We start from the raw sequence: 17,891 nt of genomic DNA on the forward strand, positions 1-17,891 counted from the left end.
CGTCCGATATCCATCGTCAAATAAGTGTCACTTAATTCATGCATCCTAACTATAGATCAAACTTATAACAGCTCGGCAACTCCGGGCATTTCGAATTTTCCACCGTCTCGCCAAAAATATTGGAGAACCGACATGAACACACTCAAATTTGCCGCGGCGGGTGCCGTCGCTCTTCTGTTCTCGGCGCAGGCCGAAGCCCGCGACCTCGTCGTCTATAACGCCTCTGAAAATGTCAGCAACGCGCTGACGGCCGCCTTCAGCGCCAAATATCCCGACATCAAGCTTCAGGTCGTTTCCGGATCGACGGGTCCGATCGCCGAGCGCGCCATCGCCGAAATGGGCAACCCCCAGGCCGACCTCGTCTATCTCGTCAACAGCGATGCGCTCGAGCAGCTGAAGAACGCCGGCGCCTTCGAACCCTACAAGGTTGCGGGCACCGACATCAGAGACAGTTTCCGCGATCCCGACAATTTCTATACCCGCTACTTCGCAACGACGATGTGCATGGTGGTCAATCGCGACCGTCTTGCCGAAAAGCATCTGCCGATGCCGACGACCTGGGAAGACCTGATCAAGCCGGTCTACAAGAAGGAAATCTCGCTTCCGTCGCCGATGAAGTCCGGCACGGGCGGCGCGATCCTGACGACCTTTGTCGATGCGTTCGGCTGGCCTTTCGTCGAAAACCTCAACGAGAATGTCTATCAGTATTCCGACGGCGGTTCGGGCGGCGCCCAGCTTGCGGGGACCGGGGAAGTAACGATCGGCCTTTCCTACGACACGACCTGCTATGCGACCAAGTCCGCCGGACGTCCTGTCGAGATCGTCTTCGGCCGGATCACACCGAATACCAGCGAGGGCGGCGGACTTCTCGCCGGTGCTCCGCATCCGGAAGAGGCCAAGCTCTTCCTCGATTTCATGGCTAGCAAGGATGCGGCCGAAGTCCTCGGCAAACTGGTCGGCGCTACCGCCGTGCCGGGATATGGTCTCGTCGATCTCGATCAGGTCAGCACCTGGACGATGCGCCGTCCGGCCAACATGGATGAGTTCCGCAAGGAATTTTCCGCTCGCTTCCTGAATGGCGGCTGATGCTTCAGCGCGCCGATCATATTGCCAGCCAGCGACCCGTCGATAGAGGCGGGCCGCATCTGGTCGTGGAAGGTCTTGCCAAGCGCTTCGGTGGCTTTACCGCTGTCGACCGCGTCGATCTTGAAATCGGGCTTGGCGAATTCGTCACGCTGCTTGGAGATTCCGGCTGCGGCAAGACCACGCTCTTGCGCATGATCGCGGGCTTTGCCGCACCGGACGGTGGCAGGATCCTGCGCCACGGTGAGGATGTCACCTATCTTGCGCCCGCTGCGCGTCGCATGGGCTTCGTCTTCCAGTCCTACGCGCTCTTTCCGACCAAAACCGCCGAGCAGAACATTGCCTTTGCCCCCCGCATGGCCGGTCGTCCGCGCGGTGAAATCCGTAAACGGGTGAGGGAGCTCGCCGAAATAGTCGAAATCGACCGGCTGCTCGACCGCTACCCGCACGAGATGTCCGGCGGCCAACAGCAGCGCGTGGCGCTTGCCAGAGCGCTTGCAGCCGAGCCCCAAATCCTGCTCCTCGATGAACCGATGTCAGCACTCGATGCCCGTATTCGCGCCAAGCTCCGCGCCGAGCTTCGCGGTTTGGTCGATCGGCTGGGGATCACGACGCTCTACGTGACGCATGACCAGGAGGAGGCGCTCGCCATGTCCGATCGGGTCGCCGTCATGCGTGCCGGGCGCATCGAACAGATCGGCACACCGAACGAGATCTACCATCGGCCGGTCTCGCGCTTCGTCGCCGACTTCATCGGCGTGTCGAATATACTGAATGGCACGGCTGCCATGGGCGGTTTTGCCGTCAATAATGCTCTGTGGGATTTTGCCCTTCCAGACGGCATCGCAGAAGGTGAGACCCTCACCGTCATGATCCGCCCCGAGCATATGCTGCCATGTGGGTTCGATGATCCCGGTGCGGTTTGCGGCACGGTCGAAGCCGTCACCTTTCTCGGCTCGACGTTGCGCGTCCTCATTAATTGCCCGGACAATCTGAAGCTCATCGCCGAGCAGCCCTCGACATCGGCTTGGGCCGGTCTTCAGCGCCACGCTGCAATTGCCGTCAAGCCCGATCTTGCGCAGCTCGTTCTCCTCGATCGGCCGATCTCATGAACAGACATATATTGCGCCGCCTTCCAGGAATTGCGGCAGCCGTGACCGTCATGCTGTTGCTGCTGACCTTCATCGTCGTGCCTGTCACGCTGGTGCTCATCAAGAGCTTCGACAATTCCGGTCCCCTGCCGCCCTGGCGTCTCGCCGAAATGACGCAGGATGCCATCGCCCTCTTGCCCGCTGAGAAACGGCAGGCGGCAATCGACAAATGGGTGACCGACGCGACGCGGGCCGAACGTGTCAAAGCGACTGCGACCGCTTACGAGCTTGCCGGCGCCAAAGTTACCTGGCGCACGGATCAGCCCTTCGACCAGCAGCAGGCAGCGATCGAGCAGGCTTTCTCGAGCCTCTCGCCGTCCGACCGGGCGGCTGTTGAAACCGCCTTTCCGGTCGCCCAGATCATGCTGCACAAGCGCATAGCGCTTGCCTTTGCCGTGCGCGACAAGATGGCACCTTCCGAATTCGATCTTTTGCGCACCGCCAAGGCAGCGCGCTACGGGCTCGACAACTATGTTGCCGTCCTCGCCGATCCCTATCTGCGCAAGGCCGCTCTCAACAGCCTCTGGCTGGCCGCTGTTTCCGTCCTCTTCACGGTCTCGATTGCCTATGCGATCGCCTACGGGCTCAATCGCGGCGGCATCGCCCGGCCCGCCCTCACACGAACAATACTCTTGCTGCCGCTGGTCGCCCCGCCGGTGCTGGTGGCGACTGCGACCACCATGCTCTTCGGTCGGCGCGGGCTCATTACCTTTACCCTGCTCGACCAGACGCTCGGCCTGACCGACGCGGATGCCTTCAATCTCTATGGACCCTTCGGCATCGTCATAGCCCAGACGCTATCCTTCCTGCCAACGACGCTGATCGTTCTCGACAATGTCATGCGGCGCCAGGACGGGCGGCTGGAGGAGGCGGCCATGATGCTCGGCGCCGGACGGCTGGCGCTGTTTTTCAATGTCACCTTCCCGCTGAGCTGGCCGGGCCTGAAGCGGGCGATCGTGCTCGTCTTCATCCAGAGCCTGACGGATTTCGGCAATCCGATGATCCTCGGACGCGATACGCCAGTTCTTGCCGGCGTCATCTACGACCAGATCACCGGTTTCCAGAATACGCCGCTCGCCTCCGCAATCTGCCTCTGGCTGATCGTCCCGTCGCTCATCTTCTATCTGGCGCTCGAGCAGATCGGCCGACGCAAGCGCTATGTCAGCGCCGATGCGGGCACGCCAGCCGAAGTATTTCAGCCGCTCCTCGTCAGGGCAGGTCTTACGGGGCTTGCGGGTGTTTTCTGCCTGCTCATCCTCTCCATCTATGGCGTCGTCATCCTGGGCTCTGTGACGCGTATCTGGGGCGTCGACTGGAGCTTCACGCTTGCCTACTTCACGCCGGAGGGGATTGGATCGGGGCTTGCCGGCACCAATTACGGATCGTCAGGTGGCGGCCTTGAACAGGTCTGGAACAGTGTGCGGATCGCGGCTGTTGCCGCGCCGATCGGCGGGCTGCTTGCACTTGTGATCGGTTATGTTGCCGAAAGGATGCGTGCGCCCTTCGGAGATATGATCGCCTTCCAGGCGATGATCCCGGCAATCCTGCCGGGCATCATCTTCGGTGTCGGTTATATCATCGCCTTCAACGCACCTTTCGGCATCAAGGCGCTGTCGCTGTCCGGCACGCAGGCGATCCTCATCATCAACATCATGTTCGGCAATCTCTATGTCGGCGTGCTGGCTGCGCGTGCCGCATTGCAGCGCATTGATCAGGCGGTCGACGAGGCAGCGGAGAGCCTGGGCGCTGGCATGATCAGACGCTACTACGAGGTGACGCTGCCGATGCTGCGCATCGCAGCCCTCCTCGGCGTACTCTACGTCTTCGTCGATGGCCTGACGACGCTGTCGTCGATTATCTTCCTCGTCAGCGGCAACGTCCAGCTTGCATCGGTCGCGATCTTCAATGCGGCGCAGGATTCCAGCTACGGCTATGCGGCCGCAAAGAGCGTCGGCCTGCTCGCCGTCTCGGTTCTGGCCATGGGGACCGTCTGGTGGATCGAGAAAAGCACGCGGCGCGCACAGGGGCTGGCAGCCGATCCTGCCGCAGACAAACGATACGGCACGCAATTGACAGTGACCGGCATGGGAGGAACCTTTTGATGGACCACGAACACGATGACAACGGTCCTTCGGCCAATGCCGTATTCGTTGCGCGTGACGCCGACAGTTTCTTCCATCAGGAGGGATCGAGCCCCTGTCTTGCGACGCTAAAGCGGGTTTCCGGCGTCTGGATCGAGGACCTTGACGGCAGGCGCTTTATCGACCTGCATGGCAATACGACGCACCATATCGGTCACGCCAATCCGGAGCTTGTCGCCGCACTCAAAGCGCAGCTTGACACATTGCCGTTTGCGCCGCGCCGGTACACGAACGAACCGGCGACCTTGCTGGCCGAACGTCTTGTCGGGCAATGGCCTGGCAGCAGGGCCAAGGTCCTGTTGGCGACCGGCGGCTCGGATGCGATCGAAATCGCCATCAAGCTCGCCCGTGTCGCCACCGGACGCAGTGCTACCATTTCGCTGGAAGGCTCCTATCACGGTCATGGGTTCGGTTCCTTCGGACTGTCGCGCGCCAACCTCGATCCTCGCCTTGGCAGTTTCCTGCCTGATCGGGTGCATATTCGCCCATACTGGCGCGAGGACGGTGCCGACGCAATGATTTCGGATCTGAGAGCCGCTCTGGAGGAGACGGACGGTGGCATAGCAGCGGTGATCGCCGAGCCCATGCGGTCCAATTGTCAGGTGCCACCAGATGGCCTCTGGCCCGAGGTACGCAGACTTTGCGATGCGGCCGGCGCCAGGCTGATCTTTGACGAAATCCCGTCGGGCCTTGGCAAGACCGGCACCTTCTTTGCCTTCGAGCAGTTCGGAACGATCCCGGACATCGTGGTGCTCGGAAAAGCGCTTGGGGGAGGCATATTGCCGATCGCAGCGGTTATTGCGGATAAAGCGCTCGATATCGCACCCGAACTTTCTCTCGGACATTACACACATGAGAAAAACCCGATGACGACAAGGGCTGCCTTGACCACCGTCGACATCATCCTTCGAGATCGTCTGGCCGATCGAGCTGCCCATCTCGAACATGTGGTGCGCGCTCGTGTCTCAGATCTGGCACTCATTGAACCATCGCTTTTGGGCGTAAGGGGCAGGGGACTTCTGCTGGCGCTGGAAATTGATCGATCGCAGCTCGACGCGGATGATGGCGGGCTTGTCGACACGCTCCTCGAGCACGGAGTTTCGACGACGATGAAGGGCGCCAACGCGATCGGCTTTTCGCCTCCATTGACGATCTCGGATGACGAATTGGAAATGGCTTTGCACAAAATCGTGTTGAGCCTGCGCGGACTTCGGCTGGGCCATCTCTGATTGATGTCGCGGCGACATCATCGAGACTGGCCCGAAACCGTGGGACAGTCGGTCCCGCGTTTCCTTCGGATCGCTGCTTCTGCCGCTACTTTTCCTCTCGCCCGCATGTGACCCGCAGGACCGCAGCGAGCTTTTCGGCAACGCTCTCGAGGCGGCGCTCATCGGCCTCTCTCCTAGGCTCCGCGCCATCCATGCGATGTCAGCCGGTACATAACCCTATCTTGCCGCCCTCGACGGGAATAAAAACCGCCCCTCCGACTTCAAGCGCAAGACGCAACTGAGCTGCGGTGGCACGATGGACATCATGCCGGCCACCTTCAAAGTCCCTGATGGTGCTGCGCGATACGCCCGCGCGTTCGGCAAGGTCCGTTTGTGTCCAATCCAGGAGACCGCGTGCAGCGCGGCACAGCTCCGGTGTCAAAATCGTTGTCCCGCTTGCTTGACCCATCGCTCAGAGTCACCCATATTGGTTGATATAAGCCATATAGAGCAACAAGGCCCCGATTGCTAGACGGCAGTTGAACTGTTGCCCCAAGCGATGGGTACCGATTTTCTGGAGGATTGAGGCATTGGGATAACAGCCGAACCATTTTTGCTTGTCGTTCTGCTGCTTCTGCCTTTCGTCGGAAGTCTCCTCTCCATTCTCTTACTCAAGACGACTTCGCCACGCCTGCCTGCAGGTTTGGCAGCTATCGTCGTCACCGCTTTGTTGCTGCTCACAGGAAGCTTGTATCCGGCGGTCGCAGACGGCGGGGTAGTGCGGTTTCGCGCCGAATGGCTGCCGCAGTTTGGCCTGGACTTCGCGTTGCGCATGGATGGTTTTGCATGGATTTTCACCATGCTTGTCACCGCAATCGGCCTTCTCGTGGTGCTTTATGCGCGCTACTACATGTCCGAGGAGGATCCGGTTCCACGGTTCTTCTCGTTCCTTCTTGCTTTCATGGGGGCCATGCTCGGCATTGTCGTCTCGGGCAATGTGATCCTGCTGTCCGTGTTCTGGGAACTGACCAGCATCTTCTCGTTCTTGCTCATCAGCTATTGGCACAATAATGCCAATGCCCGCGATGGCGCCAGAATGGCACTCACGATTACCGGGATTGGCGGCTTTTGCTTGTTGATCGGCTTTATTCTGCTCGGCAACGTGGTTGGCAGCTATGACGTCGACAAGATCCTCGATTCCGGCGACATCGTTCGCAGTCATCCTCTCTATCTGCCAACGCTGATTTTCATATTGCTAGGCGCTTTGACAAAGAGCGCGCAGTTTCCATTCCATTTTTGGCTTCCCAACGCCATGGCTGCCCCGACGCCGGTTTCGGCCTTCCTTCACTCGGCGACCATGGTCAAAGCCGGTGTGTTCCTTTTGGTGCGTTTCTGGCCGGTGCTTTCGGGGACGTACGAATGGTTCTGGATTGTCGGCGTCGCCGGGATCTCAACCCTGCTGCTGGGCGCATATTTTGCGTTGTTCCAGCGCGACTTGAAAGGCCTCCTGGCCTATTCGACCATCAGCCATCTTGGATTGATCGTGACACTGCTGAGCCTCGGCAGCCCATTGGCGACCGTGGCCGCCATCTTCCATATGCTCAATCACGCGACCTTCAAGGCGTCGCTCTTCATGGCAGCGGGCATCATAGATCACGAGACCGGCACACGCGACATGCGCAAGCTCAGCGGTCTCTTCCGCTTCATGCCGTTCACAGCGACCTTGGCGATCGTGGCAAGTGCCGCAATGGCTGGCGTGCCCCTCCTCAACGGGTTCCTGTCCAAGGAAATGTTCTTTGCCGAGGCGGTGGAGACCCATGCCGATTCGATCCTCGACCGTATTCTTCCCTATGTCGCGACCCTCGCCGGCGCCTTCAGCGTGGCCTATTCGCTGCGGTTCATTCACACGGTTTTCTTTGGTCCGCCGCCGACCGATCTGCCGGTCAACCGTCCCCACGAGCCCCCCAGATGGATGCGGTTTCCGGTCGAGTTCCTCGTCATAGTCTGCCTGATCGTTGGCATCATTCCGGCAATATCGATTGGTCCGTTTCTTCACAGCGCCGTGGTCAGCGTGCTCGGGACGGCTACTCCCGAATACAGCCTGGCGATCTGGCATGGCGTCAACCTTCCGCTCATAATGAGCGCGATCGCACTCGTCGGTGGCGCGCTCATCTATTTTTTGCTGAAGGATTACCTCAATCGTTGCGATGACGGTCCGCCGCTGTTTCGCAGGCTCAAGGGGCAACGGGTCTTCGAGCGCGTAATTGTCGAACTATCCTGGCGATGGGCGCGCCTCGCCGAGGGGCGCTTGGGCACACGCAAGCTGCAACCCCAGCTGCGCTGGCTGATCGTGACTGGTTTTGCCGCAGGCACGTTGCCGCTTTATCTGAGTGGCTTCGAAAGCCGGCCAGTTACTTACGCGAGCGTCGATCCCGCCTTCACGGCGATCTGGATCATCGGCGTGTGCCTTGCGCTTGGCACAGCGTATACGGCGAAATACCACCGTCTGGCCGCACTGGTAATGCTCGGCGGTGTCGGTCTCGTCGTCTGCATCACGTTCATATGGCTTTCGGCGCCAGATCTCGCGATCACCCAGTTGCTCGTCGAAATCGTCACGACCGTCCTGATCCTTCTCGGCCTGCGCTGGCTGCCCAAACGGACTGAGGGTTTTGGCGAGGCGATGACGTTGAGAGCACGGTTTCGCCGGTTTCGTGACCTTGCACTGGCCGTTCTCTGCGGCGTCGCCATGTCCTTCGTCGCCTACGCTGTGATGACGACGCCGGTGCCGGACGCGATTGCCAACTACTTTTTGGAGAATGCTTATTCCGAGGGTGGTGGCCGCAACGTCGTCAATGTCATTCTGGTGGATTTCCGTGGTTTCGATACGTTGGGAGAGATCGCCGTTCTCGGTGTCGTTGCGCTCACCGTCTACGGGCTGTTGCGCCGTTTCCGGCCTGCCGAAGACAGCATGAGGGCGCCGGAGCAGCAGCAAGCGCAAAACCGCTTTGACGAGGAGCGGCCAGAGCGGTCTGCCGGCGATACCGTGCGCGACTATCTGCTGGTGCCATCGGTCATCATGCAGTGGCTTTTTCCAGTCATCATCACCTTCTCAGTCTACCTCTTCATCCGCGGACACGATTTGCCGGGCGGCGGCTTTTCGGCGGGCCTGACGCTGTCGATCGCCTTCCTGCTGCAGTATCTGGCGGGAGGAACACGCTGGGCAGAGGATCGCATCCGCATCCTGCCGCTCCGCTGGATGGGCGCGGGACTGCTGACCGCCGTTGCAACCGGGGTCGGGGCTTGGTTCCTTGGTTATCCGTTCCTGACTTCGCACTCCCGCTACCTCGATCTGCCGCTGATCGGAAAAGTGCCCGCGGCCACTGCGCTGCTCTTTGATCTGGGTGTCTTCTGCCTTGTCGTCGGATCGACGGTGCTCATTCTTGTCGCGCTCGCACACCAATCCTTGCGCATCAACCGGCTGCGGATGATCGACGCGGCGAAATCGGAGGAGGCGTGATGGAATTGGTCCTGTCGATTGCCATAGGGGTGATGACCAGTTGTGGTGTCTGGCTTATCCTGCGCCCGCGAACCTACCAGGTGATTGTCGGCCTTTCACTGCTCTCGTACGCGGTCAACCTGTTCATCTTCGGAGTCGGCGGCGTCAAGGCAAACGTCCCGCCTATTCTTACTGACGATGCGGCGGGCCCTCTGGCCGATCCGGTTCCACAGGCTCTGGTTCTGACCGCTATCGTCATCGGCTTTGCGACAACCGCCTTGTTTCTGGTCGTACTCCTGGCGTCGCGCGGTCTGACAGGCAGCGACCATGTCGACGGGAGAGATGAGCCGCGATGAATGCCTGGGCCCACCATCTGATCATTGCTCCGGTACTCGTACCACTGGTCGCCAGCGCATTGTTGCTGCTCGTCGACGAGCGTCAACGATTGGCCAAGGCGATGATAAGTCTTGCATCGACCTTCGTTCTGACGGCCATCGCCATCTGCCTGTTTCGCATTGAAAGCGGCCCAAACGCCTTCGATGGCATCTATCTGCTCGGTAACTGGGCGGCGCCGTTCGGTATCGTCCTGGTACTTGACGGGCTGTCGGCGCTGATGCTGCTGTTGACGGCGTTGCTGGCCGTTCCTGCGTTGATCTTCTCGCTCGCGCGTTGGCACGCGGTCGGCGCGCATTTCCACAGCATGTTCCAGATTCTGTTGGTCGGCGTCAATGGTGCCTTTCTTACCGGTGATCTGTTCAATTTGTTCGTGTTCTTTGAGATCATGCTGGCGGCGTCCTATGGTCTGCTGCTGCATGGTTCCGGTCCGCTTCGGGTCAAGGCGGGCCTGCACTACATCGCCGTCAACCTGGTGGCAGCGCTGTTGTTCCTCATCGGTGTGAGTCTGATTTACGGCACGGCCGGGACCCTCAATATGGCGGACCTTGCAGCGCGCATTCCCGAAATGGAGCGCGATCGCCGTATGCTCATGGAGGCAGGAGCGGCGATCTTGGGCGTAGTCTTCCTCATCAAGGCGGGGATGTGGCCGCTCTGTTTCTGGCTGCCGACAGCATATAGTGCGGCATCAGCTCCAGTGGCTGGAATGTTTGCCATCATGAGCAAGCTCGGGATTTACATAATCCTGCGCCTGACGATGCTTCTTTTCGGAGAGGGTCCGCTGGCCGGCTTTGGCGCCATCGTGCTCCTGTACGGTGGTGTGGCGACACTTGTCTTCGGGACGATCGGCGTGCTGGCATCTCAGGCGCTCGGCCGGCTCGCGGGGTTTTCCGTACTCGTCTCGTCGGGCACCTTGTTGATGGTCCTCGGCATTAATGACGGTGCCGTATCATCCGGTGCGCTCCTTTACCTCGTCAGTTCAACATTGACGATCGGTGCCTTCTTCATGCTGATCGAACTTGTCGAGCGCGGACAGGACGCCGGCGCCAACGTCCTTGCGGTAACGATGGAAGCCTACGGGGACGCCGACGAGCAAACCCCCGATGAAGAAGAGGGTGTCACGATGCCCGGGACGATGGCGATACTGGGCATTTGCTTTGCTGCCTGCGCGATCCTGCTGTCTGGTCTGCCGCCGCTTTCCGGTTTCATAGCCAAATTTGCAATGCTGTCGGCAATGATGGGCACGGGTGCGATCGGGGTGCCGCCGACCGCGGCAATCTGGACACTGATCGTGCTCGTCATCCTCTCCGGTATCGCGGCGCTGATTTCCATGACGCGCGCCGGCATTCGTACCTTCTGGAGCTCGATCGAAGGCACGGTTCCGCGTGTCCTTGTGATTGAGATCGTCCCCGTGCTGTTTTTGCTGGTGCTCACCCTTGTCTTGACCGTGCAAGCAGGGCCGGTCCTGCAATATATGGACTTAACCATTCGCACGCTGAGCAAGCCTGCAAACTATATCGATGCGGTCCACAATGCGGTACAGGTCCCGGGCTATCGGGGCCTGGCGGCGCCCGGCACGGAGAGCAACTGATGCTGCCTTATCCCGTTCTTTCGCTGTCGCTGCTCGTCATGTGGCTGTTGCTCAACGGCTTTACGGTCGGTCATCTTATTCTGGGTATCTTCGTCGCCGTGTTCGCCAGTTGGGCGATGGCGTCCTTGCGTCCGCAAAAGCCGCGATTGGTGAAGTGGTACCTGCTGCCCAAACTTTTTCTCGTCGTACTCTACGACATCCTCAAATCCAACATTGCGGTCGCGGGCATTATTATCCGGAGCGGTTCGCGCCAGCACGATCCGGGATTTCTGACCATTCATCTCGAAATGAGAAGCCCGTTCGCGTTGGCCGTTCTTGCAGTGATCCTGACAAGCACGCCCGGATCTGCCTGGCTTGAATATGATTCCAACGAGAATTCCGTCCTTCTTCACATCCTCGATCTGCAGAACGAGACGGTGTGGCGAGACACGATCAAAAATCGATATGAGAAGCTGCTGATGGAGATCTTCGCGTGAGCGCAATTATCTTGTTCAGCGCCGTTTCGATCGCTCAGTTGATGCTGGTCGCGTCGATGGCGATTGTTGCGGTGCGCATGGTCATCGGGCCTCGCGCTCAAGATCGGATTGTCGGTCTCGACACCTTTTACATCAACGCCATGCTGTTGCTTGTGACTTTTGGCGTCGGCACGGATCGCGTCGTCTATTTCGAAGCGGCATTGGTGATTGGGATTTTGGGGTTTGTCTCCTCCGTCGCGCTGGCCAAGTTTTTGATGCGGGGTGAGGTGATAGAATGACTGCGGCTGCAGATATCCCGTTGTGGGCGGCCATCTTTGTCGCCTTCTTTCTTCTCGGTGGCGCTAGCCTGGCATTGATCGGAGCGATAGGCTTCCTGCGCCTCCCAACATTTTATGAACGTATTCACGCGCCAACGCTCGCAACCAGTTGGGGGATCGGCGGGATCATGCTCGCCTCGATGATCTTCTTCTCAGTCGGTTCAGGACGACTTGAGATTCACGAGATCCTCATCGGGCTTTTTGTAACGGCGACGACACCGATCACTCTGATGATGCTTGCGCGTGCTGCTCTTTACCGTGATCGTGTCGAGAATGATGAAAAGGCGCCGCCAAAACGGATCGACCACGTTGCTGCAAGAAAACAAAGCGGCAAGGCAGAGACTTAAACTTCCTCGGCCCCACCCTAATGGCCACAAGAGCGATTTTCCATGCACATTGACGGCTGCGGCACGGCTGAGCCGTCCTCGCATCGGCAGCGATTATCCGGCTATATTCGCCAAAAGAGTTTTTGGAGAAGGTTAACGGTATTGGGTCGACGATGTCGGCCGAACCGTTGCAGACCTCAAGGGATCGCTGACTTTCGCGATCGCGAGGACGTCGAGGCGCTGGGAGCACGTGCTTTCGGAAGGTTTGACACCATCATGGCAACCGATCATGCTCCGCATTCCAGGTCCGAGAAGTCCCATCCTGCCTTCGTCGATATTCCCGGCGGCATGCCGGGCCTGCAGACGCTGCTCGTCAAGCTCAATCTGGTGGCCGATACGCTGATCGACCTTTCGGCATTGGTGCGCATGGGCGCCCACAATCCGGCCCGGCGCAGCAGAGGCATATTTGGCGAGGCAATTGAAATTGGCGAAAGAAAGGCCATTCACGAAAGGCTCGCATTTGCACGTCTTTTCCTTGTCCGCAGATTCAGCCTGGCCACCTAGCCAATGGGAAAGCTTGTGATAACAGCCACAACCCGTCAGTTGGATATTACCGCACGGGCCGATTGTTGGTGCTCAGCTCGAACAATGCAATGACTGGCAACGCTGCCAGAAACGGCAGCACGAAATAGAGCAGCCGAAAAACAAGGAGCGCGGCAAGCACATCAGTCTTCGCCATATCAGGCAAGCCGGCAAGAAAGACGAGTTCGGACACGCCGAGCCCGCCGGGTGAATGGGAGATCATTGCTGCAGATAGCGCCACGACAAAGACGCCGGCGACCATGAGAAAGCAGGGATTTTCTGTCGGCAAGACCAAGTAGATGATGGTGGTGGCGCAGAGCAGTTCAGCCATGCCGAGCAAGATCTGCATCAGGGTCGTGGTAAAGCCGGGGTAGGCAATCTCTGTCGCACCGACGCGGATTTTGCCGAGTGGCAGCAAGCTACAAACGACATAGAGCAGGATGGCTCCGAACACGACCTTGCCGATACCGCCGGAGATGTTCCAGGGAAAAATATCGATGAAGCGGTCTATAAGAAAAGGATCCGCCAGGAAGATCACGGCCAGTAACGTCGCAACGCCGAGCATGAATGTGAATGTGCAAAACCCGACGAGCATTGCGACATCACGCGTGCTCCGAGAGATGACGCAGCAGTTTCGGCGGCGAGATCGTACTCGCCAACTTGCCGAACAGGGGACGTGCAGCAACGATCCATGTTCCGCGCGTCGAGGTCTGAACGTCAACGCCACCCGGCGTCGATACAAACCAGAAAAAAGCTCGTATCCGATCCGGCGGCCAATGTTTCCAATGCGTCCAAATCGGGTTTCCGGATTGTAGCGGCCCAATCCGGCCGATTGATCGGGCTTGTGAGCGCTCGGGAAACCGCAGTGGGGTCCCGCGCATCGGGATAAGGCCGGAAGAGTTCAAGCTTGTCGACAACGATGACGTGGCGATCAAGGGTGTGATCGACGTCGTGGAGCTAACCGGTCCAGACACGATGGTCACCGTGAAGGTTGGCGAGCATTCTATCGTCGCAAGAGCCGAGCCGCGTTTTCAGGGCCGGAGAGGCGATCGGGTTCGGTTTGGCGTCGATCGGCAGAGCATCAACTTGTTCGATGCGAAAACGGAGGTTCGCATCGAACTCTAATCACTATGTTTCAGGTTTTTAGGTTTTCAAGGTTCGATGCTTGCTTGAACGCTCACCACGCAAAAACGATGTTGATCGGGGAACCTCTTGATGATGCCTCGCATCGTCCCTGAAAAAAAATCGGTCGGCAGCCACCCTGCCTACGCACTTTAGCATAGGTGTCGTTTTCGGCGGCAGTCGAAGGCAGTCGAAGGCAGGCGTCAGACCTGCGCCATACCTCCATCAACTGCTATTTCTGCACCCGTGGTAAAACTGCTCTCGTCGCTTGCAAGAAAGAGGGCTGCTGCCGCGACCTCTTCAGGTCGCCCCATGCGCCCAAGAGGGATCATGGTCGACAGCGCGTCTCGAATTTCCTGTGAGGCGGCCGCCATCATCGCTGTATCGGTCGGTCCAGGGCTAACGACGTTGACACGAATGCCCCTGGGAGCAAGTTCGTTAGCCCAGGTGCGTGTGAACGAACGGACTGCCGCTTTCGTCGCGCCATATACACCATACCCTTTGGTGCCTATATCGCCTGCAATAGAGCCAATCAGCACAATTGTGCCGCCAGGCTGCATGATGTCGATTGCTCCCTGTGTCGCGAATACGAGTGATCGGACGTTCAGGCCGAATGTCCGATCGAAATGATCCTCGGAAATATCTTGAAGGGGAGCGTATTCGGACAGGCCCGCGTTCACGACAAGCACGTCGATGCGGCCTTGTTCAGATCGGATCTGCTCGAAGACGCGCTGAAGATCGGCGTTGTCGCTAGCGTCCGCCCGAATCGCGTGGATGCTGCCTATGCCGGCTGACTCTGATGTACTCTCCGCGCCCTTACGGCTGGTCGCGTAGACCAGCGCTCCTTCGCTGGCGAATCTCTGAGAAATGGCCCCTCCGATGCCACCGACACCGCCGATAACGAGGGAGATCTTGTTTGCTAATCTGCTCATGTTAACTCCATCAACAATGATGAAGCGAAGGTATATTCTCTATACCTACGGTCAATTACGCACTATGAGTAAAGCAGATATCGAGGAGTATACCTGTGCCCGCGACGAACGAAGTTCCGATCATCAAAGCTTGCTCGTCTCATAGCCACAAGGCTGTCTCCGCCGAGGCTTTGCTGGATGTTGAGAAGGCACGGCCGGTGCTTGAGCAGATCGCCAACAAGTGGTCGGTCCTGATACTGACGGTCCTCTGCACCAGGCCGTCACGGTTCAACGAGATCATGCGGCGCCTGGACGGGATCACACACAAGGCGCTCGCCGACGCATTGAAGCGCCTGGAACGCAATGGGCTCATTCGCCGTGAAGTGCTTACGACAACGACGCCGGTTGGCGTCGAATATACCATTACCGCGCTCGGCCGCTCCCTTCAGCAACCGTTCGAGGCGCTTTATGCGTGGTCCATGACCTATGGTTCGGAGCTTGAGCGCGCCCAAGAAGAATACGATCGGGTTCGAGACTAGCTCGATTGGCATCGGCCGACATTCGAATGCTCGGCCCGGCCGCTCATCATGCGGCCGCGAGTGCCAATCATCATCACCCGCCCGAGATTTGATGGTCGGTAGTTTTTCAGCATAGCCCTGATGACCAATCCACCCACGGAATGTCTGGTCAGGTGAATACGGCCTCCACGGTTGCTCTCAGCCGCACTTTCGACTTCTGCTGCAACGACCTCCGCCAGCCGTTCAATGGGGTAGCGGGTCGAAGGGTAGTCAACGTTGCGCGTAATGTAGCCTTGGGTCTGCAGGTACTTTTTAAACTTGCGCATGAAAGCGCTGGTCCTCCTGATGCCGTGGAGAAGAACAACGGTGTCGGTCATGTCAAATGCCGTCTCTCGGTCAAAAGGAAATCAGGGATACCCGGGAAGCCGGATCTGCTTCGTGGCTGGCGTCAACTCGTGGTTGGCCGCCAATGGACGGTTCCAGGAACGCGAACTCTATGGCCGAATGATCACACTCAGCGCTGCCTCGGTTGATGGCTGGCGGTTACGATAACCCTTCCGCGAACACTACCATTATCTGCCGGGCAGCATAGTCTCGAGGACCCCATCGCGGCGGACGAGCCCATGAAAAAGCGCCGCCGCAAGGTGCATCAACACAAGAGCGAAGAACGCGAAGGCAAGATAGTAATGCACGCTCCATAGGAGCGCGTGCAGGGTCTCGCTCGGCGGCAGTATCGGGGGGAGCCTTATGCCGCCATAGAGGACGACTGGGTAAGCGGCGGCGGACAACATTGCCCACCCGATCAAGGGCATCCCTACCATCAGCACGTACAAACCTACGTGGGACAGATGGGCGGCAAGCTTCATCGGTTCCGGAAGGTCTGCGGGCAACGGTGGAGCGCCGGATATGAAGCGGACCACGAGGCGAACCAGGGCAAGGACAAGAATGGCGATCCCTAGCGTCTTGTGCGTCAGCAAGAGCGGCACATACTGACGTCCGATGGTGGAAACCATTCCAACGCCGATGAAAAGCATTGCCAGGATGCCTATCGCCATCAGCCAGTGCAACAAGCGCTGGATGGTGGAGAATCGCGTCTTGATGCCGTCCGTCATGGCTTCGCGCTCGCTCCTGTTCGAGGATAACTGCTCGCTTCCGATGTCCGCAGATCATAGGATTTGGCATAGGCTGCCGAGCGGGCCGCGGGGAACGGATCATCGGAAACCTTGATTCCGTCAGGCAGGATGGTCGGGTCAAAATTGATGTCACGGCACGGGCCGTCCGCCTCCGGCTCTATTTTCTGCACGACCAGAGTTCCAGCTTCGACGGTACGCCGCCCCGGCGGCCAGGCCTTGGTAGGATCTGATATTGGATCGGAGGGATCGGCCACCGTCAGCACGAGCGTCCAACGCTGAGGCGAGCTCGCAACGCGTTCGGTTACATCTTGCTCAAGATGATTGGCCCCGAGCTTGGCGAAGTCTTCGGCCGTCATCGGCGCGGCCTGCGTCTGCGGACGCAAAGACCAACGAACGGCGTGCTCTGCGCCCGACCCATCCTTGAAAATGAATGCATTGAGGCTGTTGAACGCCACCTCGGCGTAGCTGGCCGTCCAGGGAGCCTTGGTCGCCCACTCGCCGAACGCAGCGAATTCTGGATGCGCTGCCACAAAGCTTTTCATCGCTTCCGGATTCTTGCTCGCAGACGCATTAAGCAAGTCGTAGAAACCTTGCGGCGTGGAGACCGCGAAAACAGGCGGATCGATCAGAGCCATCCGCCAGACGTTGCCGTCAGGCGCCGAGATCTGCACGCCAATGCCCCGAACTCGAACTGTCGGATCGGCAGCATTCGGGTCCGGCGTTGCGAGGTTGAAGCGGCCAAGGACGGGGTACTGTCCGGCGGCAAGCATTGACGCCCGTGAAATCGCGCTACCGTTCCCGTTCGCTTCGAATGTGCCAGTGAAGCAGACGCCCTTTGCGTGGTTTCTTCGATGTCCGAGAGCGGGTCCGCCAGGAGGCGCCAACGCACTTACTAGCTTCGTCGACGTAAGGCGGTCAGGGCTGAGCCATCCAGCAGTGTAGGCAAACGCGCCGACGCCGAAACCCACGACGGCCGCTATCAACACGAGGGATCCTAGGGCGGAACGCTGCGGGCCAGGCATCCAAGACTCTCCCTTCGTGCCAGTTCAACGCGGTGCGGGGGCTTCGATTTCAGTACACAATGAGAAGTAGCCGGGTTCTATGCGCAGGGCGCACAGGGAAGATGCCACCGTCGAGCTGCCAGGTCAAACCCTCGCCGCGAACAGTCCAGGAGCTCTGCCGGCGTGCCGAGGGTTTGCATCAAGATTGCGATTCGTCATACCGGCCAGGCAAAGTTTTGGCTCGAGTGTACAAGAGGGGATTTATAGTAACGCGGTCGTTAGTTCTGATCCCTTATGTGGACGGCCCCCGACTCGCAAGATATTTTGAGATGATTTGATCTGATCGCTTGCGTCCATATGTCCGGCCTGTTGTGGCGTTCGCGCATGAACGCTGGCCAAGATGGTTTCCGCAACACAGGTCCCAGACATCAAGGCGGCCTTG

At 59.0% G+C, this 17,891-nt stretch carries 19 protein-coding genes; 13 read left to right on the plus strand and 6 right to left on the minus strand.

From position 1 onward, the window contains the following. Window positions 1-132: 132 nt before the first annotated feature. From AC1DUP_RS30630 to AC1DUP_RS30645, 4 genes are read left to right on the plus strand one after another with little or no spacing between them, the layout of a single operon-like run. The gene (locus tag AC1DUP_RS30630; RefSeq protein WP_477836491.1) at window positions 133-1,086 is read left to right on the plus strand and encodes an extracellular solute-binding protein; all 954 of its coding nucleotides are present in this window, start codon (window positions 133-135) and stop codon (window positions 1,084-1,086) included. After that, window positions 1,086-2,195, plus strand: coding sequence for an ABC transporter ATP-binding protein (locus AC1DUP_RS30635; protein ID WP_113509946.1), 1,110 nt, complete (start codon window positions 1,086-1,088; stop codon window positions 2,193-2,195). The genes AC1DUP_RS30630 and AC1DUP_RS30635 overlap by 1 nt, the downstream gene beginning before the upstream one ends. After that, entirely contained in the window at window positions 2,192-4,336 is a 2,145-nt protein-coding gene (locus AC1DUP_RS30640) for an ABC transporter permease (protein WP_477836493.1), read from the plus strand. Before AC1DUP_RS30635 ends, AC1DUP_RS30640 begins: the two co-directional genes overlap by 4 nt. Further along, complete coding sequence (locus AC1DUP_RS30645) at window positions 4,336-5,604, plus strand: aminotransferase class III-fold pyridoxal phosphate-dependent enzyme (protein WP_477836495.1); 1,269 nt, start codon at window positions 4,336-4,338, stop codon at window positions 5,602-5,604. The genes AC1DUP_RS30640 and AC1DUP_RS30645 overlap by 1 nt, the downstream gene beginning before the upstream one ends. A gap of 199 nt (window positions 5,605-5,803) precedes the next feature. Here AC1DUP_RS30645 and AC1DUP_RS30650 read toward each other — a convergent pair whose 3' ends face one another. After that, entirely contained in the window at window positions 5,804-6,052 is a 249-nt protein-coding gene (locus AC1DUP_RS30650; protein ID WP_112547632.1) for a helix-turn-helix transcriptional regulator, read from the minus strand. 126 nt (window positions 6,053-6,178) lie between these two features. Between AC1DUP_RS30650 and AC1DUP_RS30655 the strand changes: the two genes are divergently transcribed. From AC1DUP_RS30655 to AC1DUP_RS30685, 7 genes are read left to right on the plus strand one after another with little or no spacing between them, the layout of a single operon-like run. Next, window positions 6,179-9,100: a monovalent cation/H+ antiporter subunit A gene (locus AC1DUP_RS30655; RefSeq protein WP_477836525.1), complete on the plus strand. Its 2,922-nt coding sequence runs from the start codon at window positions 6,179-6,181 to the stop codon at window positions 9,098-9,100. Next, on the plus strand, window positions 9,100-9,435 hold the full coding sequence (locus AC1DUP_RS30660) for a Na+/H+ antiporter subunit C (protein WP_113297723.1): 336 nt from the start codon (window positions 9,100-9,102) through the stop codon (window positions 9,433-9,435). Before AC1DUP_RS30655 ends, AC1DUP_RS30660 begins: the two co-directional genes overlap by 1 nt. Further along, window positions 9,432-11,063 carry a monovalent cation/H+ antiporter subunit D gene (locus AC1DUP_RS30665; RefSeq protein ID WP_113297724.1) on the plus strand — a complete coding sequence of 544 codons (1,632 nt, stop codon included), beginning with the start codon at window positions 9,432-9,434 and terminating at the stop codon, window positions 11,061-11,063. The genes AC1DUP_RS30660 and AC1DUP_RS30665 overlap by 4 nt, the downstream gene beginning before the upstream one ends. After that, on the plus strand, window positions 11,063-11,539 hold the full coding sequence (locus tag AC1DUP_RS30670; RefSeq protein WP_113297725.1) for a Na+/H+ antiporter subunit E: 477 nt from the start codon (window positions 11,063-11,065) through the stop codon (window positions 11,537-11,539). The genes AC1DUP_RS30665 and AC1DUP_RS30670 overlap by 1 nt, the downstream gene beginning before the upstream one ends. Then, complete coding sequence (locus AC1DUP_RS30675) at window positions 11,536-11,817, plus strand: K+/H+ antiporter subunit F (protein WP_477836498.1); 282 nt, start codon at window positions 11,536-11,538, stop codon at window positions 11,815-11,817. Before AC1DUP_RS30670 ends, AC1DUP_RS30675 begins: the two co-directional genes overlap by 4 nt. After that, a complete protein-coding gene (gene mnhG / locus AC1DUP_RS30680) occupies window positions 11,814-12,203 on the plus strand; it encodes a monovalent cation/H(+) antiporter subunit G (protein ID WP_477836500.1) in 390 nt (129 codons plus the stop codon). The genes AC1DUP_RS30675 and mnhG overlap by 4 nt, the downstream gene beginning before the upstream one ends. 42 nt (window positions 12,204-12,245) lie before the next feature. Further along, window positions 12,246-12,746, plus strand: a complete 501-nt coding sequence (locus AC1DUP_RS30685; RefSeq protein ID WP_477836502.1) for a hypothetical protein — start codon at window positions 12,246-12,248, stop codon at window positions 12,744-12,746. Between the two features lie 46 nt (window positions 12,747-12,792). On the opposite strand, the gene AC1DUP_RS30690 is transcribed toward AC1DUP_RS30685, so the two are convergent. After that, entirely contained in the window at window positions 12,793-13,587 is a 795-nt protein-coding gene (locus tag AC1DUP_RS30690) for a hypothetical protein (RefSeq protein WP_477836504.1), read from the minus strand. Between the two features lie 62 nt (window positions 13,588-13,649). Between AC1DUP_RS30690 and AC1DUP_RS30695 the strand changes: the two genes are divergently transcribed. After that, window positions 13,650-13,889, plus strand: coding sequence for a TOBE domain-containing protein (locus AC1DUP_RS30695; RefSeq protein ID WP_477836527.1), 240 nt, complete (start codon window positions 13,650-13,652; stop codon window positions 13,887-13,889). 200 nt (window positions 13,890-14,089) lie between these two features. On the opposite strand, the gene AC1DUP_RS30700 is transcribed toward AC1DUP_RS30695, so the two are convergent. Beyond that, the gene (locus AC1DUP_RS30700; RefSeq protein ID WP_477836506.1) at window positions 14,090-14,818 is read right to left on the minus strand and encodes an SDR family NAD(P)-dependent oxidoreductase; all 729 of its coding nucleotides are present in this window, start codon (window positions 14,816-14,818) and stop codon (window positions 14,090-14,092) included. A 95-nt stretch (window positions 14,819-14,913) separates the two neighbouring features. Between AC1DUP_RS30700 and AC1DUP_RS30705 the strand changes: the two genes are divergently transcribed. Continuing rightward, the gene (locus AC1DUP_RS30705) at window positions 14,914-15,336 is read left to right on the plus strand and encodes a winged helix-turn-helix transcriptional regulator (protein WP_477836508.1); all 423 of its coding nucleotides are present in this window, start codon (window positions 14,914-14,916) and stop codon (window positions 15,334-15,336) included. Here AC1DUP_RS30705 and AC1DUP_RS30710 read toward each other — a convergent pair. The 3 genes from AC1DUP_RS30710 to AC1DUP_RS30720 all read right to left on the minus strand — a co-directional run bounded on the left by AC1DUP_RS30710 (window position 15,333) and on the right by AC1DUP_RS30720 (window position 17,470). After that, window positions 15,333-15,692, minus strand: a complete 360-nt coding sequence (locus AC1DUP_RS30710) for an esterase/lipase family protein (RefSeq protein ID WP_477836510.1) — start codon at window positions 15,690-15,692, stop codon at window positions 15,333-15,335. The genes AC1DUP_RS30705 and AC1DUP_RS30710 overlap by 4 nt on opposite strands. A gap of 195 nt (window positions 15,693-15,887) precedes the next feature. Beyond that, window positions 15,888-16,427, minus strand: coding sequence for a cytochrome b (locus AC1DUP_RS30715; RefSeq protein ID WP_113297731.1), 540 nt, complete (start codon window positions 16,425-16,427; stop codon window positions 15,888-15,890). Continuing rightward, entirely contained in the window at window positions 16,424-17,470 is a 1,047-nt protein-coding gene (locus AC1DUP_RS30720; RefSeq protein ID WP_477836513.1) for a catalase family peroxidase, read from the minus strand. Before AC1DUP_RS30720 ends, AC1DUP_RS30715 begins: the two co-directional genes overlap by 4 nt. Window positions 17,471-17,891 lie beyond the last annotated feature (421 nt).

This window comes from Rhizobium sp. 01L419 (assembly GCF_056400025.1).

What these genes read in the sequence shown, in the direction of transcription:
- AC1DUP_RS30635 (WP_113509946.1), top strand. Translation starts at nt 1,086, where the DNA reads ATGCTTCAGCGCGCCGATCATATTGCCAGCCAGCGACCCGTCGATAGA.
- AC1DUP_RS30665 (WP_113297724.1), top strand. Translation starts at nt 9,432, where the DNA reads ATGAATGCCTGGGCCCACCATCTGATCATTGCTCCGGTACTCGTACCA.
- AC1DUP_RS30640 (WP_477836493.1), top strand. Translation starts at nt 2,192, where the DNA reads ATGAACAGACATATATTGCGCCGCCTTCCAGGAATTGCGGCAGCCGTG.
- AC1DUP_RS30720 (WP_477836513.1), bottom strand. Translation starts at nt 17,470, where the DNA reads ATGCCTGGCCCGCAGCGTTCCGCCCTAGGATCCCTCGTGTTGATAGCG.
- AC1DUP_RS30650 (WP_112547632.1), bottom strand. Translation starts at nt 6,052, where the DNA reads ATGGGTCAAGCAAGCGGGACAACGATTTTGACACCGGAGCTGTGCCGC.
- AC1DUP_RS30685 (WP_477836502.1), top strand. Translation starts at nt 12,246, where the DNA reads ATGCACATTGACGGCTGCGGCACGGCTGAGCCGTCCTCGCATCGGCAG.
- AC1DUP_RS30660 (WP_113297723.1), top strand. Translation starts at nt 9,100, where the DNA reads ATGGAATTGGTCCTGTCGATTGCCATAGGGGTGATGACCAGTTGTGGT.
- AC1DUP_RS30715 (WP_113297731.1), bottom strand. Translation starts at nt 16,427, where the DNA reads ATGACGGACGGCATCAAGACGCGATTCTCCACCATCCAGCGCTTGTTG.
- AC1DUP_RS30710 (WP_477836510.1), bottom strand. Translation starts at nt 15,692, where the DNA reads ATGACCGACACCGTTGTTCTTCTCCACGGCATCAGGAGGACCAGCGCT.
- mnhG (WP_477836500.1), top strand. Translation starts at nt 11,814, where the DNA reads ATGACTGCGGCTGCAGATATCCCGTTGTGGGCGGCCATCTTTGTCGCC.
- AC1DUP_RS30630 (WP_477836491.1), top strand. Translation starts at nt 133, where the DNA reads ATGAACACACTCAAATTTGCCGCGGCGGGTGCCGTCGCTCTTCTGTTC.
- AC1DUP_RS30700 (WP_477836506.1), bottom strand. Translation starts at nt 14,818, where the DNA reads ATGAGCAGATTAGCAAACAAGATCTCCCTCGTTATCGGCGGTGTCGGT.
- AC1DUP_RS30645 (WP_477836495.1), top strand. Translation starts at nt 4,336, where the DNA reads ATGGACCACGAACACGATGACAACGGTCCTTCGGCCAATGCCGTATTC.
- AC1DUP_RS30670 (WP_113297725.1), top strand. Translation starts at nt 11,063, where the DNA reads ATGCTGCCTTATCCCGTTCTTTCGCTGTCGCTGCTCGTCATGTGGCTG.